This window comes from Mesorhizobium sp. M6A.T.Ce.TU.002.03.1.1 (assembly GCF_003997275.1).
Classification (GTDB): Bacteria; Pseudomonadota; Alphaproteobacteria; order Rhizobiales; family Rhizobiaceae; genus Mesorhizobium; species Mesorhizobium mediterraneum.
The window spans coordinates 21,293-37,803 of the sequence record NZ_RZTI01000055.1 but is presented as its reverse complement, the minus strand read 5'-3'; the positions used below and the strand labels follow the sequence as shown (position 1 = coordinate 37,803).

General features: G+C 63.0%; 17 protein-coding genes. 7 read left to right on the top strand and 10 right to left on the bottom strand.

Translation table 11 applies throughout. The annotated features are described in order from the left end of the window. Window positions 1–418: 418 nt before the first annotated feature. The 4 genes from EOC93_RS17640 to EOC93_RS17625 all read right to left on the bottom strand — a co-directional run bounded on the left by EOC93_RS17640 (window position 419) and on the right by EOC93_RS17625 (window position 2,891). Complete coding sequence (locus EOC93_RS17640) at window positions 419–817, bottom strand: GFA family protein (protein ID WP_126106786.1); 399 nt, start codon at window positions 815–817, stop codon at window positions 419–421. 217 nt (window positions 818–1,034) lie between these two features. After that, on the bottom strand, window positions 1,035–1,991 hold the full coding sequence (locus EOC93_RS17635; RefSeq protein ID WP_127205237.1) for an alpha/beta hydrolase: 957 nt from the start codon (window positions 1,989–1,991) through the stop codon (window positions 1,035–1,037). Between the two features lie 26 nt (window positions 1,992–2,017). After that, entirely contained in the window at window positions 2,018–2,503 is a 486-nt protein-coding gene (locus EOC93_RS17630; RefSeq protein ID WP_126106788.1) for an SRPBCC family protein, read from the bottom strand. A gap of 139 nt (window positions 2,504–2,642) precedes the next feature. Beyond that, window positions 2,643–2,891 carry a ParB N-terminal domain-containing protein gene (locus tag EOC93_RS17625; RefSeq protein ID WP_095489540.1) on the bottom strand — a complete coding sequence of 83 codons (249 nt, stop codon included), beginning with the start codon at window positions 2,889–2,891 and terminating at the stop codon, window positions 2,643–2,645. A 157-nt stretch (window positions 2,892–3,048) separates the two neighbouring features. Here EOC93_RS17625 and EOC93_RS17620 point away from each other — a divergent pair, with 157 nt between their 5' ends. From EOC93_RS17620 to EOC93_RS17600, 5 genes are read left to right on the top strand one after another with little or no spacing between them, the layout of a single operon-like run. Then, on the top strand, window positions 3,049–4,689 hold the full coding sequence (locus tag EOC93_RS17620) for a N,N-dimethylformamidase beta subunit family domain-containing protein (RefSeq protein ID WP_127205236.1): 1,641 nt from the start codon (window positions 3,049–3,051) through the stop codon (window positions 4,687–4,689). A gap of 1 nt (window position 4,690) precedes the next feature. Beyond that, a complete protein-coding gene (locus EOC93_RS17615; RefSeq protein ID WP_127205235.1) occupies window positions 4,691–6,070 on the top strand; it encodes an aspartate aminotransferase family protein in 1,380 nt (459 codons plus the stop codon). A gap of 3 nt (window positions 6,071–6,073) precedes the next feature. Continuing rightward, a complete protein-coding gene (locus EOC93_RS17610) occupies window positions 6,074–7,003 on the top strand; it encodes a 3-keto-5-aminohexanoate cleavage protein (RefSeq protein ID WP_127205234.1) in 930 nt (309 codons plus the stop codon). A 45-nt stretch (window positions 7,004–7,048) separates the two neighbouring features. Beyond that, window positions 7,049–7,567, top strand: a complete 519-nt coding sequence (locus EOC93_RS17605) for a GNAT family N-acetyltransferase (protein ID WP_164759176.1) — start codon at window positions 7,049–7,051, stop codon at window positions 7,565–7,567. Next, window positions 7,564–8,595, top strand: a complete 1,032-nt coding sequence (locus EOC93_RS17600; protein WP_127205233.1) for a histone deacetylase family protein — start codon at window positions 7,564–7,566, stop codon at window positions 8,593–8,595. The genes EOC93_RS17605 and EOC93_RS17600 overlap by 4 nt, the downstream gene beginning before the upstream one ends. Before the next feature lie 18 nt (window positions 8,596–8,613). On the opposite strand, the gene EOC93_RS17595 is transcribed toward EOC93_RS17600, so the two are convergent. Then, window positions 8,614–9,894 carry a cysteine desulfurase-like protein gene (locus EOC93_RS17595; RefSeq protein ID WP_164759175.1) on the bottom strand — a complete coding sequence of 427 codons (1,281 nt, stop codon included), beginning with the start codon at window positions 9,892–9,894 and terminating at the stop codon, window positions 8,614–8,616. Between the two features lie 45 nt (window positions 9,895–9,939). Next, window positions 9,940–11,007, bottom strand: coding sequence for an aldo/keto reductase (locus tag EOC93_RS17590; protein ID WP_127205231.1), 1,068 nt, complete (start codon window positions 11,005–11,007; stop codon window positions 9,940–9,942). Between the two features lie 375 nt (window positions 11,008–11,382). Here EOC93_RS17590 and EOC93_RS17585 point away from each other — a divergent pair, with 375 nt between their 5' ends. Further along, window positions 11,383–11,547 carry a hypothetical protein gene (locus EOC93_RS17585; RefSeq protein WP_095489547.1) on the top strand — a complete coding sequence of 55 codons (165 nt, stop codon included), beginning with the start codon at window positions 11,383–11,385 and terminating at the stop codon, window positions 11,545–11,547. A 42-nt stretch (window positions 11,548–11,589) separates the two neighbouring features. Here EOC93_RS17585 and EOC93_RS17580 read toward each other — a convergent pair whose 3' ends face one another. Next, window positions 11,590–12,096 carry a DUF1993 family protein gene (locus tag EOC93_RS17580; protein WP_095489548.1) on the bottom strand — a complete coding sequence of 169 codons (507 nt, stop codon included), beginning with the start codon at window positions 12,094–12,096 and terminating at the stop codon, window positions 11,590–11,592. A gap of 123 nt (window positions 12,097–12,219) precedes the next feature. Between EOC93_RS17580 and EOC93_RS17575 the strand changes: the two genes are divergently transcribed. After that, on the top strand, window positions 12,220–13,269 hold the full coding sequence (locus EOC93_RS17575) for a DUF1176 domain-containing protein (protein WP_127205230.1): 1,050 nt from the start codon (window positions 12,220–12,222) through the stop codon (window positions 13,267–13,269). On the opposite strand, the gene EOC93_RS17570 is transcribed toward EOC93_RS17575, so the two are convergent. From EOC93_RS17570 to EOC93_RS17560, 3 genes are read right to left on the bottom strand one after another with little or no spacing between them, the layout of a single operon-like run. After that, a complete protein-coding gene (locus EOC93_RS17570) occupies window positions 13,266–14,147 on the bottom strand; it encodes an alpha/beta hydrolase (protein WP_206532246.1) in 882 nt (293 codons plus the stop codon). The genes EOC93_RS17575 and EOC93_RS17570 overlap by 4 nt on opposite strands. 31 nt (window positions 14,148–14,178) lie before the next feature. Beyond that, window positions 14,179–15,789: a molybdopterin-binding/glycosyltransferase family 2 protein gene (locus EOC93_RS17565; protein ID WP_127205229.1), complete on the bottom strand. Its 1,611-nt coding sequence runs from the start codon at window positions 15,787–15,789 to the stop codon at window positions 14,179–14,181. Continuing rightward, window positions 15,786–16,490 (bottom strand): XdhC family protein, encoded by a 705-nt coding sequence (locus EOC93_RS17560; protein WP_127205228.1) that lies wholly within the window; start codon window positions 16,488–16,490, stop codon window positions 15,786–15,788. The genes EOC93_RS17565 and EOC93_RS17560 overlap by 4 nt, the downstream gene beginning before the upstream one ends. Between the last annotated feature and the right edge of the window lie 21 nt (window positions 16,491–16,511).

The following is a 16,511-nucleotide window of genomic DNA, read 5'->3' as shown; positions in this document are numbered from 1 at the left end:
GAGCGTTACGGCATGCGACGCCTGCGCTTCTTCAACCTCGCCACCAACCGCACGCAGTGCATACTGGCCGCCTGCGCTTACAATCTGCGCACCATGATTGGCGTCCTCTATCCACCCGATGAGAGGCGGACATGAGGGAGGAGTGCGTCCACAATCCGGCAGGATGGCTGCCTAAACCGACAAAGGCCCCGCAAGGGCCGCGGAAAACCGCTCTGCCGGCCTTCAAAAAGGCCCTCACTGACCACCGAACTCCACTTCGCTCCCCGTGCAAAGCCCTCCTTGTGGGAGAAGGTGGCCTCGCGAAGCGAGGTCGGATGAGGGGTGTTCCAGCTTGGCACCGACAGCGCTCCGGCCAGCACCCCTCAACCGTCTTGGTGCTGCGCGCCAATCCACCTTCTCCCACAACAAGGGGAGAAGGTTAAGCGGGCGGCGGGGCGCCTTCATATTGCGGCAGGCCGTCGTCGAGCTGCACCCAGGGCTGCTTCGAGGCGGTCCACATATGCATCTGCGGCTTGAATATCGAGGGATCGTCGAGCGAGCCTGACGTGACGCCGATGATGCCGGCGGAATCGCGGCGGGAAAACAGCGTCGTGCCGCAGCCCGGGCAAAAGCCGCGCTTGAGATCGGGCGAGGAATTCACCAATGCCACCGGTCCTTCTGTCGTCACGTCGTCGATGCGGAACAGCACGCGGGCGTTGAAGGCCGCGCCCAGCGCCTTCTGGCAAAGCCGGCAATGGCAGACGCGCTCGTTGATCGGCGCCGCATCAGTGCGGTAGCGCACGGCCCCGCACAGGCAGCCGCCTTGATATTTCGCCATTGCCTGAGCCCCTCTTTCCTAGGATTGACGGCAAGGTAGCTGCCGGCATAGCAGCGTCAATTGAAAAGCGTTGATGGCGCCATCTCTTGGCGTGATGCGACCGACGAGACTCTTGGTGCGGTTTCAGCAGCCGCTCTGCTGTTCTGGTCAGGCGTAACGCGCAACGAGCGTCGCCGGCCATCTCGCGGGAGACAGCAGGCAAGCGATTGTCAGGCGATCAGTTCGTTTCGCTGACGATCTCGTCCCAGGTCTTGACCTTGGTCTCGCCATTGAGGAAGGGCAGCGCGGCGGCCACCAGTTCCGGCGCGAAGAACACGTCGTAATGGGTGCGGTTCGGCAGGATGGCCAGGCGGTTCTGCGACAGGTTCTCGCGCATCCAGCCGGCGTCCTTCAGTCCGCCGCCGAGCATCTGATAGAACTTGATCTCGTGCTCTGGCCGGTACATGTCGCTGTCGCCGAAAGCCAGCATGACGGGCATCTTCAGCTTCGGGACGTCGGTGGAATAATCGTAGTCCTTGCGCATATAGGCGCCAAGCTGATCGAGCAGCTTCGGGAAATCCTGCGGATGCGGCGCGACCGCCACGTAGGATTTGTACATCGGCGTCTCCTTCATCATGTCGGCCATCGCCGCGCCGACCTGCGCCTGCTGGCCGCGCATCTCGGCATAGAAGCCGTCCGAAGCATAACCCGCCGACACCAGGACCAGCCGGCGCACTGCCTCGGGATGCTGGACGGCCATGCGGAAGGCGACGCCGCCGCCCAGCGAATAACCCATGACATCGACCTGCTCATAGCCGAGCGCGTTGACGATCGCCGCCATGTCGTCGCCCATCGCCTCCAGGCTCAATGGCCGGTCGCCGAGCGCGGTGCGGCCGTGGCCATGCAGGTCGACGCCGATGACGGCGCGGTTTTCGGCAAGCTTCGGCAGGATCGGCGCGAACATGTCGGTGGTGCCGAGACCACCATGCAGCAGGAGCAGCGGCTCGCCCCTACCGTAGACGGCGTAATAGTAATTCAGGCCGTTGATCGGCAGCAGGCCGGATTTCGCCGGCTTCGGCATTGCTTTCGTTTCGGTGATCATGGCGGGCTTTGCTTCCTCGGCTTTGGTGGAGCCCGGCGCGGCGAACAGCGCCGCAGCCGAGGCGAAAATGGCGAAAAACATCGATCTGGACATGTCGGTCTCCTACCGTCCTGCTGACATCAAAGCCGCTTGGCCAGTTCTTCGAGCTGGTCGGCGCACTGGCCCCAGCCCTCGTGAAAGCCCATTTTCTCGTGCTCCTCGCGGTCAGTGACGGACCAATGCGCAACCCGGGCGATGTAGCGGGTCTTGCCCTCGCCCTCATCCTCGAAGGTCAGCACGACCGTCATGAACGGTTTTTCGGACGGCTCCCACGCCTTCGTATAGGCGTCGGTGAGAACGATCTTCTTGCCCGGCACGACTTCGAGGAAGATGCCGGGATTCGGGAATTCATTGCCGTCGGGACCCGCCATGACAACCAGGCTGGAGCCGCCGGTGCGCACATCCATTTCGGCGCGCGGCGTCGTCCACGGCTTTGGCGCGAACCATTGCGTCACGAGCTTCGGCTCGGTCCAGCAGCGGTAAACGTTCTCGCGCGGCGCATCGATGATGCGGGCAAGAACCAGTTCACGGTCCGAGCTGGGGGCGATATCGAGCTTGGTGGTCATGATGGTCTCCTCACTTGCTTGCAAAAGAGTTGGCTTGAATGCCGGTTTCCGTCTCAAAGACGAGCGGACAACGCGCAGCCCGACACGGGTCTCGCGAAAAACTTCGCCAGGCCGACTCCGGCGGACGCCGAATGAGAGCTTAGTGGCGCTTGGCTTGCACCAGATAGGCATCGATATCGGTCTCGCCGAGCCACTTCGCTGCTTCCAGCCGGTGCAGGCCTTCGACCAGGATATGGCGCTTGCCGTCATGGCGCACCTGGATCGGCGTCTTCATGCCGTTCTCCAGAATGTCCTCGGCCAGATGCCGGACGGTTTCGGGATGCAGCGTCTTCTTGCGCGCGGTCGGCACATAGATGTCGTCAACCCTGACCTTTTGCACTCTCAGCATGTCGGCTCCCGTGGCGGAAAAGGCCGCCCTTTGTGAGATAATCTGTTTGGCAGGCAAGGCCAAGGCCGGCTGTGAGCTATCGCTGGCCCGATCGTTTCCAATTGACGGTTGGCCGCCAGATGGTCGAAATGACGCGTTCGACCCTTCACAGGCGTTCATGACCAAGCTTCCTACCGAATTCCCCGATTTCGGACTGACGCCCCACCAGCGCCGGCAAGCCGTGCGCGGCCACTATTACGAGTGGCCGGGGATGGATGGCGAACACGGCGAGATCTGGTGCTACAGCGATCGTTTTTCATACCGCCGGAGCGAGATGGTGGTGCTGCATGTCAGCTCGACGGCGTCCAGCTGCAGCATGTCGATCGTCCGCGACGGCGGCACCGAAACTAAAATGTTCGACAAGGCTGGGATCGCGGCGCGCTGGCAGGATACACCCGACCAATGTTCGGTCGTGGGCTGCGGCTGGGATGCGTCGTTTGAATTCCGCGTCGGCGACGACTGGCCGTCCGGAGCCTACCGCGTCACGCTGACGGCGGACGGCCGCGACGGCAAGCCGATCCGCTGCCACCATCTTTTCATCGTCGGCCCGCAGCCCGGCAAGAAACGCGGTCGTGTGCTGCAGGTTGCAGCCACCGGCACCTGGCTTGCCTACAACACGTGGGGCGGCTCCAATCATTACGAAGGCATCACCGGTCCGAACCGCGACCAGTATGCCTCAATGGTGTCGACGCAGCGGCCATGGTGCCGCGGCTTTGTCGTTCTGCCGAAGGAGGCGCCGCGTGTGCCGCTCGAGGTCGCCGTGCCGCCCAAGACCGTGCCGCGCTATCCGCATATGGAATGGGCCTTCGCCACCGGCCATTCGAAGAAATATGCCTCGTCCGGCTGGGCAAGCTATGACAGCCACTTCTTTCGATTTGCCGAGCGCGCCGGCTATGCCGCCGACCTTGCCAGCCAGCACGAACTGCATTTCTCGCCCGAAATCCTCGACGGCTATGACTGCGTTGTCTTCGTCGGACATGACGAATACTGGACCTGGGAGATGCGCGACGCGGTCGACGCCTACGTCGAGCGCGGCGGCCATGCGGCGCGCTTCGCCGGCAATTTCATGTGGCAGACGCGGCTGGAGGACGAGGGCCGCCGGCAGGTCTGCTACAAATACCGCGCCCGCGCCGAGGATCCGGCCTATCGGGGCGGCGACGTGACCCGCGCCACCAATTCCTGGGAAGCACCTGAGATTGGCCGGCCGGGTGCCGCGACCTTCGGGCTCAATGCGACGAGGGGCCTCTATGCCGGCTGGGGCGGTTGCGCGCCGCGCGGCGTGCGCGGCTTTCCGATCTACCGGCCGGAGCACTGGGCGTTCGCCGGCACAGGCATCTACTATGGCGACCTGCTCGGCGCCGACAGCCATGTCTATGGCTATGAGGTCGACGGGCTCGATCACGAAATCCGCGGCGGCCTGCCCTACCCCACGCCCGACAGCGGCGCACCCGATGGGCTGCAAATTCTCGCCGTCGGCATGGCCAGCCAGGTCGAGGAGAGCGCCGACATTGCGTTCGAGGACCAGTTTCTCGGCGATGCCGACGGCCGCTTTTCCGCCGAGACGCTGTTCGGCGACGCGAGTGACGCCAATCTCGACAAGGTCAAACACAGCAACGGCATGATCGTCAATTTCCCGCGCGGCAAGGGCGAGGTGTTCCACGCCGGAAGCTGCGAATGGGTCGCCGGCCTGCTAAAGCAGGACGCGATGGTCGAGCGCGTCACCAAAAATGTTCTCGACCGCTATCTTGGAAAGTCCTGACATGCTGAAATCCCAGAGCCCTGCCCCGGACACCGAAACGCGCCCGCCGTCGCATCTGTTCTATTTGTCCAGCCTGCGCCGGCCGCTGGTTGATCGCGCCGAAGGCATTTACATCTGGACGCAGGACGGCCGCCGCTTCATCGACGGATCGAGCGGACCGATGGTCGCCAATATCGGTCATTCCAACCGCAACGTGCTCGACGCGATGAAGCGGCAGATGGACCGCGCCACCTTCGCCTACCGGCTGCATTTCGAAAACGAGCCGGCCGAGGAGCTGGCGCGAGAATTGGCCGGAAAACTTCCCGAAGGGATGGACCGCATCTTTTTCGTCTCGGGCGGCTCGGAAGCGACGGAATCTTGTATCAAGCTTGCCCGGCAATGGGCTGTCGCCACCGGCCAGCCCAAGCGCTGGAAAGTGATCACGCGCTTTCCCTCCTATCATGGCGGCACGCTTGGTTCGCTGTCCGTCACCGGCGACGATGCGCTGGCCGAAACTTTCGCCCCGATGATGCAGGTCATGCCAACCGTGCCGGCACCGGCCGCATGGCGCGATCGTGACAATCTCTCGCTGGAACAGCGCGGCATCCGCTACGCAGACATGCTGGAGGAGAAAATCCTGGCCGAGGGACCGGAAAGCGTCCTCGCCTTCATCATGGAGCCGGTCGGCGGCGCTGCCACCGCGGCGCTGGTGGCGCCGGACAGCTATTATCCGCGCATCCGCGAAATCTGCGACCGCTACGGCATCCTGCTCATCCATGACGAAGTGATGAGCGGTGCGGGCCGCACTGGAAAATTCCTCGGCGGTGACCACTGGAATTGCAAGCCCGACATTGTCGCGCTGTCGAAGGGGCTGGGCTCTGGCTACGCGCCGCTCGGCGCGCTGGCGGCACCGATGCGGCTGGTGCAGCCGGTGCTCGCATCAGGCGGCTTCCAGCATGGCCATACCTATGCCGGCAATCCGCTCGCCTGCGCCGCCGGGCTCGCTGTGCTTGGCGAGATGGATCGTCTCGGCCTGATCGCCAATGCGGCTGACATGGGCGACCTTTTGATGGGCGAGTTGAAGGGGTTGGCCAAGCGCTTTCCGTTCATCGCCGATGTGCGTGGCAAGGGCCTGCTCCTAGGTGCCGAGATGGTCGCCGACCCCGATACGCTGAGGCCGATCGCGCCGGCGAAGAAGGCCACCCAGCGCCTGCTCGATCTCGCCTATGAGCGCGGCCTGATCATCTATGGCCGAAAGGTCAAGGGCGGCGTCGACGGCGACAATTTCATGGTGGCGCCGCCGATGATCGTCACCAGGGAACAGATCGGCGAGATCATCGCCATCATTGGCGACTCCCTGCAGGTGCTGGCCGGCGAACTCGACCTGCCGGTCGAAGGCTGAAAAATGGCGCCGCGAAAAGTCATCATCACCTGCGCCATCACCGGGTCGGTGCACACGCCGTCAATGTCGCCGCATCTGCCGGTGACGCCGGACCAGATCGCCGCAGACGCAATCGCAGCCGCCGAAGCCGGCGCCTCGATCCTGCATCTTCACGCCCGCGACCCCAAGGACGGGCGGCCAACGGCCGATCCCGATGTGTTCATGCAGTTCCTGCCGCGCATCAAGCAGGCGACATCAGCGGTGATCAACATCACCACCGGCGGCTCCTCGCTGATGACGCTCGACCAGCGTCTGGCCGCACCGCTCAGGGCAGAGCCCGAAATGTGCTCGCTCAACATGGGCTCGATGAATTTCGCGCTGTTCCCGATGCTCGACCGGCCAAGAGAGTGGCAGCACGAGTGGGAGCCCAAGCTGCTGGAGGCAACCCGCGACACGATCTTCAAGAACACCTTTGCCGACATGGAGACCGTGCTCGAAAGACTTGGAAAGGGCTGCGGCACACGTTTCGAATTCGAATGCTACGACGTCGGCCATCTCTATTCGCTGGCGCATTTTCGCGACCGGGGGCTGGTGTCGGGACCCATGTTCATCCAGTTCGTGTTCGGCATACTGGGCGGCATCGGCGCCGACCCCGACAATCTGGTGCATATGAAGCGCATCGCCGACAAACTGTTCGGCGACAGCTACCAGTTTTCGGTGCTGGCTGCCGGACGCCACCAGATGCCGATGATCTCGATTGCGGCTGCGATGGGCGGCAATGTCCGCGTCGGGCTGGAGGACAGCCTTTACGATGGCCGCCAGCTGGCGAAGTCCAATACCGACCAGGTGCGCCGTATCCGCAGCGTGCTCGACGGGCTGTCGCTGGAGGTTGCCACGCCCACTGAGGCGCGCGAGATGCTGGCGCTCAAGGGTGGCGATAGGGTAGCGTTCTGAGATGGTTGCTTTCACTCCCCTCTTGCCGCCTCGCTTGTCGTGACAATTGCCAATCCAGCCTCCAAAAACATCATCATCCGGCCCGGCACCGTCGAGGACGTTGAAACCATCCATGCCGCGATCCTGCGGCTTGGCGCCCATATCGGCGCGCCCGAGGAAATCACTTCTACGGCCGAAGACCTCCGCACCTATGGGTTTGGCGAAAAACCTGCCTTCTCGACGCTGATTGCGGAGGTCGGCGGCGAGTTCGCCGGCCTGTGCCTGCATTTCCCGATCTTCTCGACCTGGATGGGGCGGCCCGGCGTCTATGTGCAGGACCTCTATGTCGAAGACCGGTTTCGCGGCCGCAAGATCGGTGAACGTCTTCTGCGGCGTGCCGCGGCGCAATGCCGGAAGGACGGCGGCGCCTACCTCAGACTGTCCGTCGACACCGACAATGAAACCGCCAAGGCCTTCTACGAAAGGCTAGGCATTGCCTGGTCGAGCTACGAGCAGGTGCAGAAGATCGTCGGCGACGCGTTCTACGCCTTCGCCGATACGCCCGAGGATGAGGAGCCAAGATGAAAGCCTTCTATGCCGAAGAACAGAAGCGCCACGATCCCAAGGCGTTCCTCTCCAGCGGCGCCCAAAAGCCCAATCCGGAAAAACCGGAACGCGTCGAACGGCTGCTCGCCGGCGCAAAGGCCGTCGGCTGCACGATCGAACGGCCGAAAAATCATGGGCTTGGCCCGGTTGCTGCGGTGCATACGCCCGAATATCTCGATTTTCTCGAGCACATCTTCGCGCGCTGGCAGCGCATCGAGGGCGCTTCGGCGGAAGTGATCCCCAACATCCACCCGATCGCGCGAAACGGCTCCTATCCGGCCTCGGCGGTCGGCCAGGCCGGCTACCACATGGCCGACACGGCTTGCCCGATCTCCGGTGAGACCTGGCAGAGCGCGCTGTGGAGCGCCTGGAGCGCGGTCGAAGCCGCTGAGGTTGTCATGGCGGGCGCGCCGGCCGCCTATGCGCTGTGCCGACCGCCGGGCCATCACGCCTTTGCCGATGTCGCCGGCGGCTTCTGCTTCATCAACAATTCGGCGGTCGCGGCACAGACGCTACGCAAGAATGCAGCGCGGGTGGCGATCCTCGACGTCGACCTGCATCACGGCAACGGCACGCAAGGCGTTTTCTATGTGCGGCCGGACGTGCTCACCGTCTCGCTGCATGCCGATCCGGCGCGTTTCTATCCATTCTTCTGGGGCCATGCCGACGAGCGCGGCGAAGGGCTAGGCCTCGGCTACAATCTCAACCTGCCGCTGCCACGCAAATCCGGCGATGCGGCGTTTCTCGAAGCGCTGGACGTGGCTTTCCAGCGCATTCGCGCCTTTGCGCCCGAAGCACTTGTGGTGGCGCTCGGCCTCGACGCCTTCGAGGGCGATCCGTTCGGCGGGCTGTCGGTGACGACGCCGGGCTTCTCGCGCATCGGCGAGGCCATCGCCGGGCTCGGCCTGCCGACGGTCATCGTGCAGGAAGGCGGCTATCTCTGCGACGAACTCGGCGACAACCTTACTGCGTTCCTCACCGGCTTCGGCGGCGGCAGGAAGCGGTGATATCAGCCGAATGTCGCGTCAGCATCGCTCCTGTCGCAGCATGGCGATGACACGGTGCACGCTCTCCAGCGTCTCTTCGATCTCGGCCGCCGTATTGTAGTGAGCGATGCCGATGCGCACGACGCCCTGCTCGGCCGGGATGCCGAGCTGGTGGACGATCTCCCAAGCATAGTTATGGCCGGACCACAGGAAGATGTTTTCAGCATTCATCTGCCGCACGATCGTCTCCGGCACGATGCCGTCGACCGTGAAAGAAACCGTCGGCACGCGCTCCCCGACACGGGCCGGATCGGTGATGCCGCGGATCGTCAGGCCTGAAATAGCCGACAGCCCGTCGATCAACCTTTGAGTCAACGGGTTTTCGTAAGCTATTGATGCTTCGAACGCCTTGGCGATCCTGGCGCGGCGTGAACTGCCGTCGCCTGCTGCAATTCCCAGCTCTGCAAAGTAATCGACCGCGGCCGTCAGTCCGGCCATCAGCTCGATCTGCGGCGTGCCGAGCTCGAACCGCTCCGGCAGAGCATAGGACGAACAGCGGCATTTGTACGGCTTCAGCGCGTCGATGACATCCAGCTTGCCCCATAGGATGCCCATATGCGGCCCGAAGAATTTATAGGCCGAGCAGATCAGGAAATCGCAGCCGAGATCCCTGACGTCGATCAGGCCGTGCGGCGCGAACTGCACGGCGTCGACGTAGACCAGCGCGCCGGCCTGCTTGGCAATGCCGGTCAGGGCCTTCACCCGGTTGATCGAGCCGGTCAGATTGCTGGCGTAGTTCAGGGCGACCAGCCGCGTCCTGTCGGTGAGCAGCGTAGCAAGCGCAGCCTCCTCGATCTGCCAACTCTGCTCGTCGAAAGCCAGCCAGCGCACGACAAGACCAACGTCTTCAGCCAGCTGCAGCCACGGCGATACGTTGCCCTCGTGATCCATGCGGGTGAGGATGATCTCGTCGCCCGGTTTCATCGTGCGGCCGAGCGTGCGCGACATGTGATAGGTCAGCGTCGTCATATTGGCGCCGATGATGATTTCCTGCGGGCTCGCAGCACCGAGGAAATCGGCCATCGCCGCATGGGCGTCGTCGACGATCTGTTGCGCCGCAATCGTGGTTTCGAAGAAGCCGCCGAGATTGGCGTTTGTGGTCAGCAGGCAGCGTGACACCGCATCGGCAACCGCTTGCGGCACCTGCGTGCCGGCAGGGTTGTCGAGATAGATGCGGCGACGGCCCTTGTCGGTCAGCGACAGTGCCGGAAATTTCTCGCGCACGACCTCAATCGGAAAATTCACTTTTTCTCCCTCCATATTGTAATTATTATGCAATCCCGCCCTACAGCGCCGGAAAGCAGCTCACGGACACGGGTTACCGACACGCTGGTGGATTGCATCGACCGCCTTCTGCATGTCCTCGGTCCAGGCGACATCGGCGGAAGACAGCGCCATTTCGAGCTGCGAAATGGTCGTCGCGCCGATGATGCTCGAGGTGACGAAAGGCCGGCTCGTGACATAAGCGTTGGCAAACAATGCCGGCTCCATGCCGAAAGAGCGCGCCAGCTCGTTGTACTCAAGCTGCGCCTCCGCGGCATTGGGCGTCTCGTAGCGCTGGCCGCGGTTGAAAAGCTGAGAACGCGAGCCTTGCGGCCGCGCGCCGTGATCGTATTTTCCGGTCAAATAGCCTTGTCCCAGCGGCGAATAGGCGAGCAGGGAAATCTGCTCACGTTCGCAAACTTCGGCAAGGTTCACCTCGAAACCGCGATTGACGAAATTATAGGCGTTCTGCAGCGACACCAGGCGTGGACCAATGCCCTTGTCGGCTTCGGCGACGAACCGCATGACGCCCCAGGAACTTTCGTTCGACAGGCCGAAATGGCGGATTTTTCCTGCCTTCACCAATTCGTCGAAGACGGCGAGCGTCTCCGCGATCGGCGTCTCGCCGGCCGGCGCGCCAACGGAATCGGCCCGTGGCGCCACGGCGCCGATACGGTTCGGGTTGGCACCCCACGGCACGTCCCGTTCCGGCCAATGGATCTGATAGAGATCGAGATAGTCGGTGTTGAGCCTGGTCAGCGATTTTTCGACGGCATCGAAAATGTCGGCGCGCACCAGCTTCGACGGGCGCCCGCCGCGGAACCATGCATTGGCGGTGCGGCCAACCACTTTCGAGGCGAGAATCACTTGATCGCGGTTGCCCCGAGCTTTCATCCAGCTGCCGATGATCTTCTCGGTCCAGCCTTGCGTCTCCGCCTTGGGCGGGATCGGGTAAAGCTCGGCAGTGTCGATGAAGTTGACGCCGCGCGAAAAGGCCAGGTCCATCTGGGCGTGGCCGTCCACTTCGGTGTTCTGCTGGCCCCAGGTCATCGATCCCAAGCAAATCTGGGAAACAAGAAGATCGGTCCGACCGAGGCGGCGTTTGTGCATGGAATTTTTCTCCGTCGGGAAAGCATTGCGCGACTGCGCGGGAGGAAGCCGCAGCATATAGGAAGGCGCGGGCTGTCTCCAAGCCCACCGCCAATCGACCGGCGACTTTTCCGTGAAATCCAGCCAAATGCGGCAGCCAACAAAAAGCCGGACTGCATTCTCATGCAGTCCGGAATTTCGCCAGGAATGGCGAGGAAAAACCGGCCCTGTGCCAGCGTTCAGCTATACGGTTAGCCCGCGCCGGAAGTTTCACCGGTCAAGTCGATTGTGATAAAAAAGCCTGCGCAGCATGGCTGCCATGCAAATGCTGCACTGCACAATTGTCATGATTTGCCTATATTGCGACTCGGGGAGGACCAACCAGGGGCTTGAATCATGGGTTTCCTCACTGAAATGTTCGCCCGTCCGCGTCCGCAGGAACGTCTGCGCTATCGCGCGGCTCTGGCGCTGCTTCATTCGATGAGCAATGCCGACCGTGCGGATATCGGCATCAAACCAGCCGACTTCCCGCGCGTCGCCCGCGAAATGTCCTCACGCTAGTCGGATATCCCGGCTCCGACCGGGATATCTCCTCGCCATTCTTCAACGCGATCCCATGAAAATCGCCTTGCTCAGCGGCACACCATTGTGACGCAGAATGTCGTAGGCGGTGGTCAGGTGGAAATAGAAATTGGGCATGGCGAGATGCAGCAGATACTGCATGCCGGCCATCGAGAATTCGCGCTGGCCAAGCTTCAGCTCGATCATTCTGTCATCGGAGCCGTCCATATCGGCAGCCGAGAATGTCGCCAGATGGTCGACGGTCTTGGCGATACGCGCCTGGAGATCGGCAAAGCTCGCCTCGTTGTCTTCGTATTTGGGCACCTCGCGGCCGGCAAGCCGCGATGGGGCGCCCTTGGCGTGGTCGGTGGCGATCTGCACCTGTCTCGTCAGCGCGTACATGTCCGGCGCCAGCCTCGACGTCAAAAACACCTGCGGATCGATCTTCCGGTCGAGCGCATTCTGCTCGGCGATGCTCAGCACGTTGGATAGCGCCTTCAACCTGGCCGAAAACACCGGCACAGACGCTTCGTACATCGATATGGTCACGTGAATCTCCTATCCGGCGGGAACGCCGACGGCGGGACGTAGCGCCTTCGCAGCCGATTCTTCAAGCGTCACCACGTCGCCGCAATCGGTATGATAGGATTTCCCATCTGGTGGAGATTCCCGATGAGAAGCGCCCTTTTCGCAGCGACCGCTTTTTTCTCCCTGGCCGTGACAGGCCAACCAGTGCTCGCCGCCGAAGCGCCCTATGTCGATGACAGGTCGGACGCCGAAGCGGTCATCCGCTCGCTCTACAGTGCCATCAACCGGCAAGAATTCGCGCGCGCCTGGGACTATTTCGGCGACACCAAGCCGGCCAAGGATTTCGGTGCGTTCGTCAAGGGCTATGACGGCACCGAAAGGGTCGACGTCAAAACCGGCGCCGTATCGGACGACGGGGCGGCCGGCAGCATCTATTACAATGTTCCGGTCGCCATCCGGGCGACGGCCAAGGACGGCAGCGAAAATATCTTTGCCGGTTGCTACACGTTGCGGCAGGTCAATGCCCAGATCCAGGAGCCGCCATTTCGCCCGATCTTCATCGACAAGGGCGCGCTGAAGCCGTCCAAGGCCGATTTCGAGAACGCCATGCCAGAAAGCTGCGGCGACGGACCACCGCCGCCGAAGAAGGATGCGGCGCTGGAGCAGGCCAAGAAGGCGTTTGCCGCCACGTACGGCGAACAATGCGACAAGGAGATGCCTGGCGGCGAGCCTTTGGGAGAGCCGGATGCCTACTCCCTCCGCTACAAGGATGCCGGCGCCGAGGCCGACGAGCCCGAACGCGAGACGCGGCTATTCCGCTTCTTCTGCTCGATGGCTGCCTACAATGAGAGTGCCGTCTACTACATCGCGGATGATGTATCCGGTGTCCGGCAGTTGCAGTTCGCCTCGCCGGAGCTCGATATCCACTATGAGAACAACGATAGCGAGGGTAAGGTCGAGGCGATCAACGTCATCGGCTTCGAGACAGACGACCAGCTGGTCAATTCCGAATATGACGACGGCACCAAGACGATCTCGTCGCTCAACAAGTGGCGCGGCGTCGGTGACGCCTCGTCAGCCGGGACCTATCTGTTTCGCAACGGCAATTTCTCGCTGGTGCAGTACGATGTCGACGCCTCCTATGACGGCGAGATCAACCCGCAGACGGTGGTGGACTACAACACCGCGCCTTAAGGGGCCTTCGACAGCATCCAGTTGAGCGTGCCGCGCCAGTCGGTCATGCGGATCGGCGTGCCGTGCGTGCCGGTCTCGAAGCGGACAAAGCGGGCCGGATAAGTTTTCGATTTGGCCAGTATCGAACGGAAGAAGGCTTCCTGTTTCTCGACTGGAAACACCGGGTCCTTGCTGCCCTGGCCAAAGAAAACCGGAACGCGGCGCTTGAAGGCGGGGCTGGAGAAAAAACTCTCATCCCACAGCGAACCGAGCAGCAGCAACCCGTCGACGCGGCCGCCCATATCCTTGCGGGCAGCAAGCTTCCAGCACAATGCGCCGCCCATCGAGCCGCAGGCAACGAAGATCTTGGCGTCCGGCGACCGTTCGGCATAGTGGCCGATCAGCGCGGCGATTTGGGCAGCACCCGTGTCGCCGAAATCGGAAAAGTCCGGGGAGAGATAGAGGCCGCCATTGCTGGCCATCAGGTTCTTGATGCGGTTGAAATTGCCACCGAAGGTGAAGTCGTCGACGCCCTGCTTGCGGCTGCCGCCCTGCCCGTGCAGATAGAGCACGATGATGCCGGCACCTTGCGTGCGGCCGACGGCGACGTGACGGATATTGCCGGCCCCGCTTTTCAGCGACAGATCCTGCTGCACCTTGCGCACCCCGGTTTCGACGTACTGCGCCTGCGCGCGGCGCTCCGGCACCTCGTCGCGGGCGTTGATATCGCGCATCTCCCGATAGTCGATGACCGTATAGGCGCCATTGTCCTGGGATGAGAGCGTGGCCGGATAGGCGAAGAGATCGTCCTTGAAGGGCTTTAGCGACAGCGTTTGGCCATACGCCAAACCCGAAAACAAAAGAAATATCGAGGTCAGAACTGATAAACGGAAAGCCATGCCAAAGGCATCGTTTTTCGGCTTCGGTTTGTCAATCCTGCAGCACGCCGCCGGCACCTTCCAGAGCCTCGCGGGTGTCGACATCGATGGACGCCCCCTTGCCGATCTCGACATCGACGACATCAAGCCCTTCGGCCTCGACCAGATGGCGTGCGCCGGTATCGCCTTCGAGATGAGCGATCGCCGCAAACAGCGAGCGCGGCAGCAGCACTGGATTGCCTCGCTTTCCCCCATGCGAGGCGCGCACGACCGAGCGGCCCTCGGACTTGCGGAATGCGTCGATCAGCCTGTCGAGGTCGGCCGACGAAACACCCGGCATGTCGCCGAGAACGATCATGGCGCCGGCGGCGTCGCCGCTGACCCGCGCGATGCCTGCCTTCAGCGATGAAGACAGGCCGTCAGCGAAATCCGGATTGTCGGCGAAGGTCACGTCGAGGCCCGACAATACCGTCCGCACCCGCTCGCGCTGATGGCCGGTGACGACGATTGTATCAGAGGCTTTCGAGCCGAGCGCGCGCTCGGCGGCGCGGCGGACCAGCGGCTTACCGTCGAACAGCGCCAGCAGCTTGTTCGGGCCGCCCATGCGGCTGGAGCGGCCGGCGGCCAGCAGCACGATATCGACCTTCAACTCGGCCCTGGCCGGCAGCGGCTCGCGCGGCTGCGGCCGCGTCGGGATCTCCATCAACAAACCGCCGACACCCATGCCGGCAATATCTTTGGCCGTCACGTCGATGCCGGCAATCAACCGGTCGAGAACCCAGTCGAAGCCGTTCTCCTTGGGACTGCGGGCGCAGCCAGGCGCACCGATAATGCGCTTGCCGCCAAGTGTGCCGAGCACCAGCAGATTGCCGGGATCGACCGGCATGCCGGCGCGGATGACGGTCCCGCCGGCCCTCTCGATCGCCGCCGGGACGACGTCGCCAAAATCGCTCATCGCCGAGGCGCCGAAGATCACCACCATGTCGTTGTCGCGCGCCAGCGAGGCCGCAGCCTCCGCAACGGGGCCAATTTCGTGCGGCGTGCGGCGCTCCGCCGTCAGCCGGCCGCCCGAGCGCGCCAGGCGGGCTTCGGTGACACGCAACGTTTTGTCGAGCACGCTCGGCTTGATGCCGGGCAACACCGTCTGGATGACGCCTACGCGCACCGGCTGATAGGCATTGACGGCAAAGATCTCGCTGCCGGCGCAGATCCTTGCCACCGCATCGACCAGCACGGCGCCGACCGCGAAGGGAATGATCTTCACGGTCGCCACCATTTGGCTCTTTTCGACCGGCGCATGCTGCGCCAGCGTGGCGATGGTGATGGTCGGATCGACGGCGTTGATGGCGTCGATCATCGCCGCATCGACGGTGAAGATGCCGGCCGCTTGAGCATGGAGGTTGACCCGGCCGGTTGCGGCGGGCTTAGCCTCGATGTTGCGGTGGATCATGCTTTCGACGATTTTTTCGGCAGCAGCGTCCTCGCTAAGATCATCGGGCGCAAGGACAGCGGCTACAACCTCGTTGAACCCGGCCGCTTTCAGCAGTGACAGGTCATCGGCACTTAACCGATGTGCCTTGCGGAAACGCCGTTCTCCGGCGGTAGTGGCGTGCGCCAGCACCGCGCCTTCGGCCGTATCTACGGGGATTGGACCAAATTTCACGCCACCGCGTCCTTGGCTTCGAGGCCGCGCGAGCGAAAGGCGTGGATCGCCTGTGCCAGCACCGCGACCGCGATCTCGGCCGGGCTCGCTGCGCCGATGTCCAAGCCGATCGGCGCGTGGATACGGGCGATCTGGTCGGCGGTCGCGCCCAGTGCGAGCAGGCGCTCGACGCGCTTAGCATGGGTCTTGCGGCTGCCGAGCGCCCCGACATAGAAGCAGTTGGCGTCGAGCGCGGCCTTCAGCGCGAAGTCGTCGATCTTCGGATCATGGGTGACGGCGGCCAGCGCCGTATAGCTGTCGAGCGGCTGGCGTTTCAGGATGTCCTCCGGCCATTCGGCATGCAGCGCCACATCGGGAAAGCGGTCTGCTGTGGCAAAGGCCGTGCGCGGATCGACGATCTCGACGGGATAGCCGGCGATCTTGGCCATCGGCGCCAGTGCCTGGCTGATATGAACGGCGCCGATCACCAACAGGCGCGGCTGCGGCAGATAGGCATTGAGGAAGAAGGTTCGTCCTTCCGCCTCGACCGACCCGGAATTGCCTGATCGAAACGCCTTGGCGATCGCAGCGCCCAATTCGCCGGCAACCTGATCGCCTTCGCGCACGATGCGATCGCGGCCGTCGCCGAGATCGGTGACCAGGATCGCCGCGCGGCGGGCGCGGCGTTCGGCGTTCAGCGTCTTTAAGGCGAATGGATCCATCAAAAGATCTCTTGTTTGAGC

What these genes read in the sequence shown, in the direction of transcription:
- EOC93_RS17590 (WP_127205231.1), bottom strand. Translation starts at nt 11,007, where the DNA reads ATGCACAAACGCCGCCTCGGTCGGACCGATCTTCTTGTTTCCCAGATT.
- EOC93_RS17630 (WP_126106788.1), bottom strand. Translation starts at nt 2,503, where the DNA reads ATGACCACCAAGCTCGATATCGCCCCCAGCTCGGACCGTGAACTGGTT.
- EOC93_RS17570 (WP_206532246.1), bottom strand. Translation starts at nt 14,147, where the DNA reads ATGGCTTTCCGTTTATCAGTTCTGACCTCGATATTTCTTTTGTTTTCG.
- EOC93_RS17560 (WP_127205228.1), bottom strand. Translation starts at nt 16,490, where the DNA reads ATGGATCCATTCGCCTTAAAGACGCTGAACGCCGAACGCCGCGCCCGC.
- EOC93_RS17620 (WP_127205236.1), top strand. Translation starts at nt 3,049, where the DNA reads ATGACCAAGCTTCCTACCGAATTCCCCGATTTCGGACTGACGCCCCAC.
- EOC93_RS17615 (WP_127205235.1), top strand. Translation starts at nt 4,691, where the DNA reads ATGCTGAAATCCCAGAGCCCTGCCCCGGACACCGAAACGCGCCCGCCG.
- EOC93_RS17640 (WP_126106786.1), bottom strand. Translation starts at nt 817, where the DNA reads ATGGCGAAATATCAAGGCGGCTGCCTGTGCGGGGCCGTGCGCTACCGC.
- EOC93_RS17600 (WP_127205233.1), top strand. Translation starts at nt 7,564, where the DNA reads ATGAAAGCCTTCTATGCCGAAGAACAGAAGCGCCACGATCCCAAGGCG.
- EOC93_RS17575 (WP_127205230.1), top strand. Translation starts at nt 12,220, where the DNA reads ATGAGAAGCGCCCTTTTCGCAGCGACCGCTTTTTTCTCCCTGGCCGTG.
- EOC93_RS17595 (WP_164759175.1), bottom strand. Translation starts at nt 9,894, where the DNA reads ATGGAGGGAGAAAAAGTGAATTTTCCGATTGAGGTCGTGCGCGAGAAA.
- EOC93_RS17625 (WP_095489540.1), bottom strand. Translation starts at nt 2,891, where the DNA reads ATGCTGAGAGTGCAAAAGGTCAGGGTTGACGACATCTATGTGCCGACC.
- EOC93_RS17610 (WP_127205234.1), top strand. Translation starts at nt 6,074, where the DNA reads ATGGCGCCGCGAAAAGTCATCATCACCTGCGCCATCACCGGGTCGGTG.
- EOC93_RS17585 (WP_095489547.1), top strand. Translation starts at nt 11,383, where the DNA reads ATGGGTTTCCTCACTGAAATGTTCGCCCGTCCGCGTCCGCAGGAACGT.
- EOC93_RS17635 (WP_127205237.1), bottom strand. Translation starts at nt 1,991, where the DNA reads ATGTCCAGATCGATGTTTTTCGCCATTTTCGCCTCGGCTGCGGCGCTG.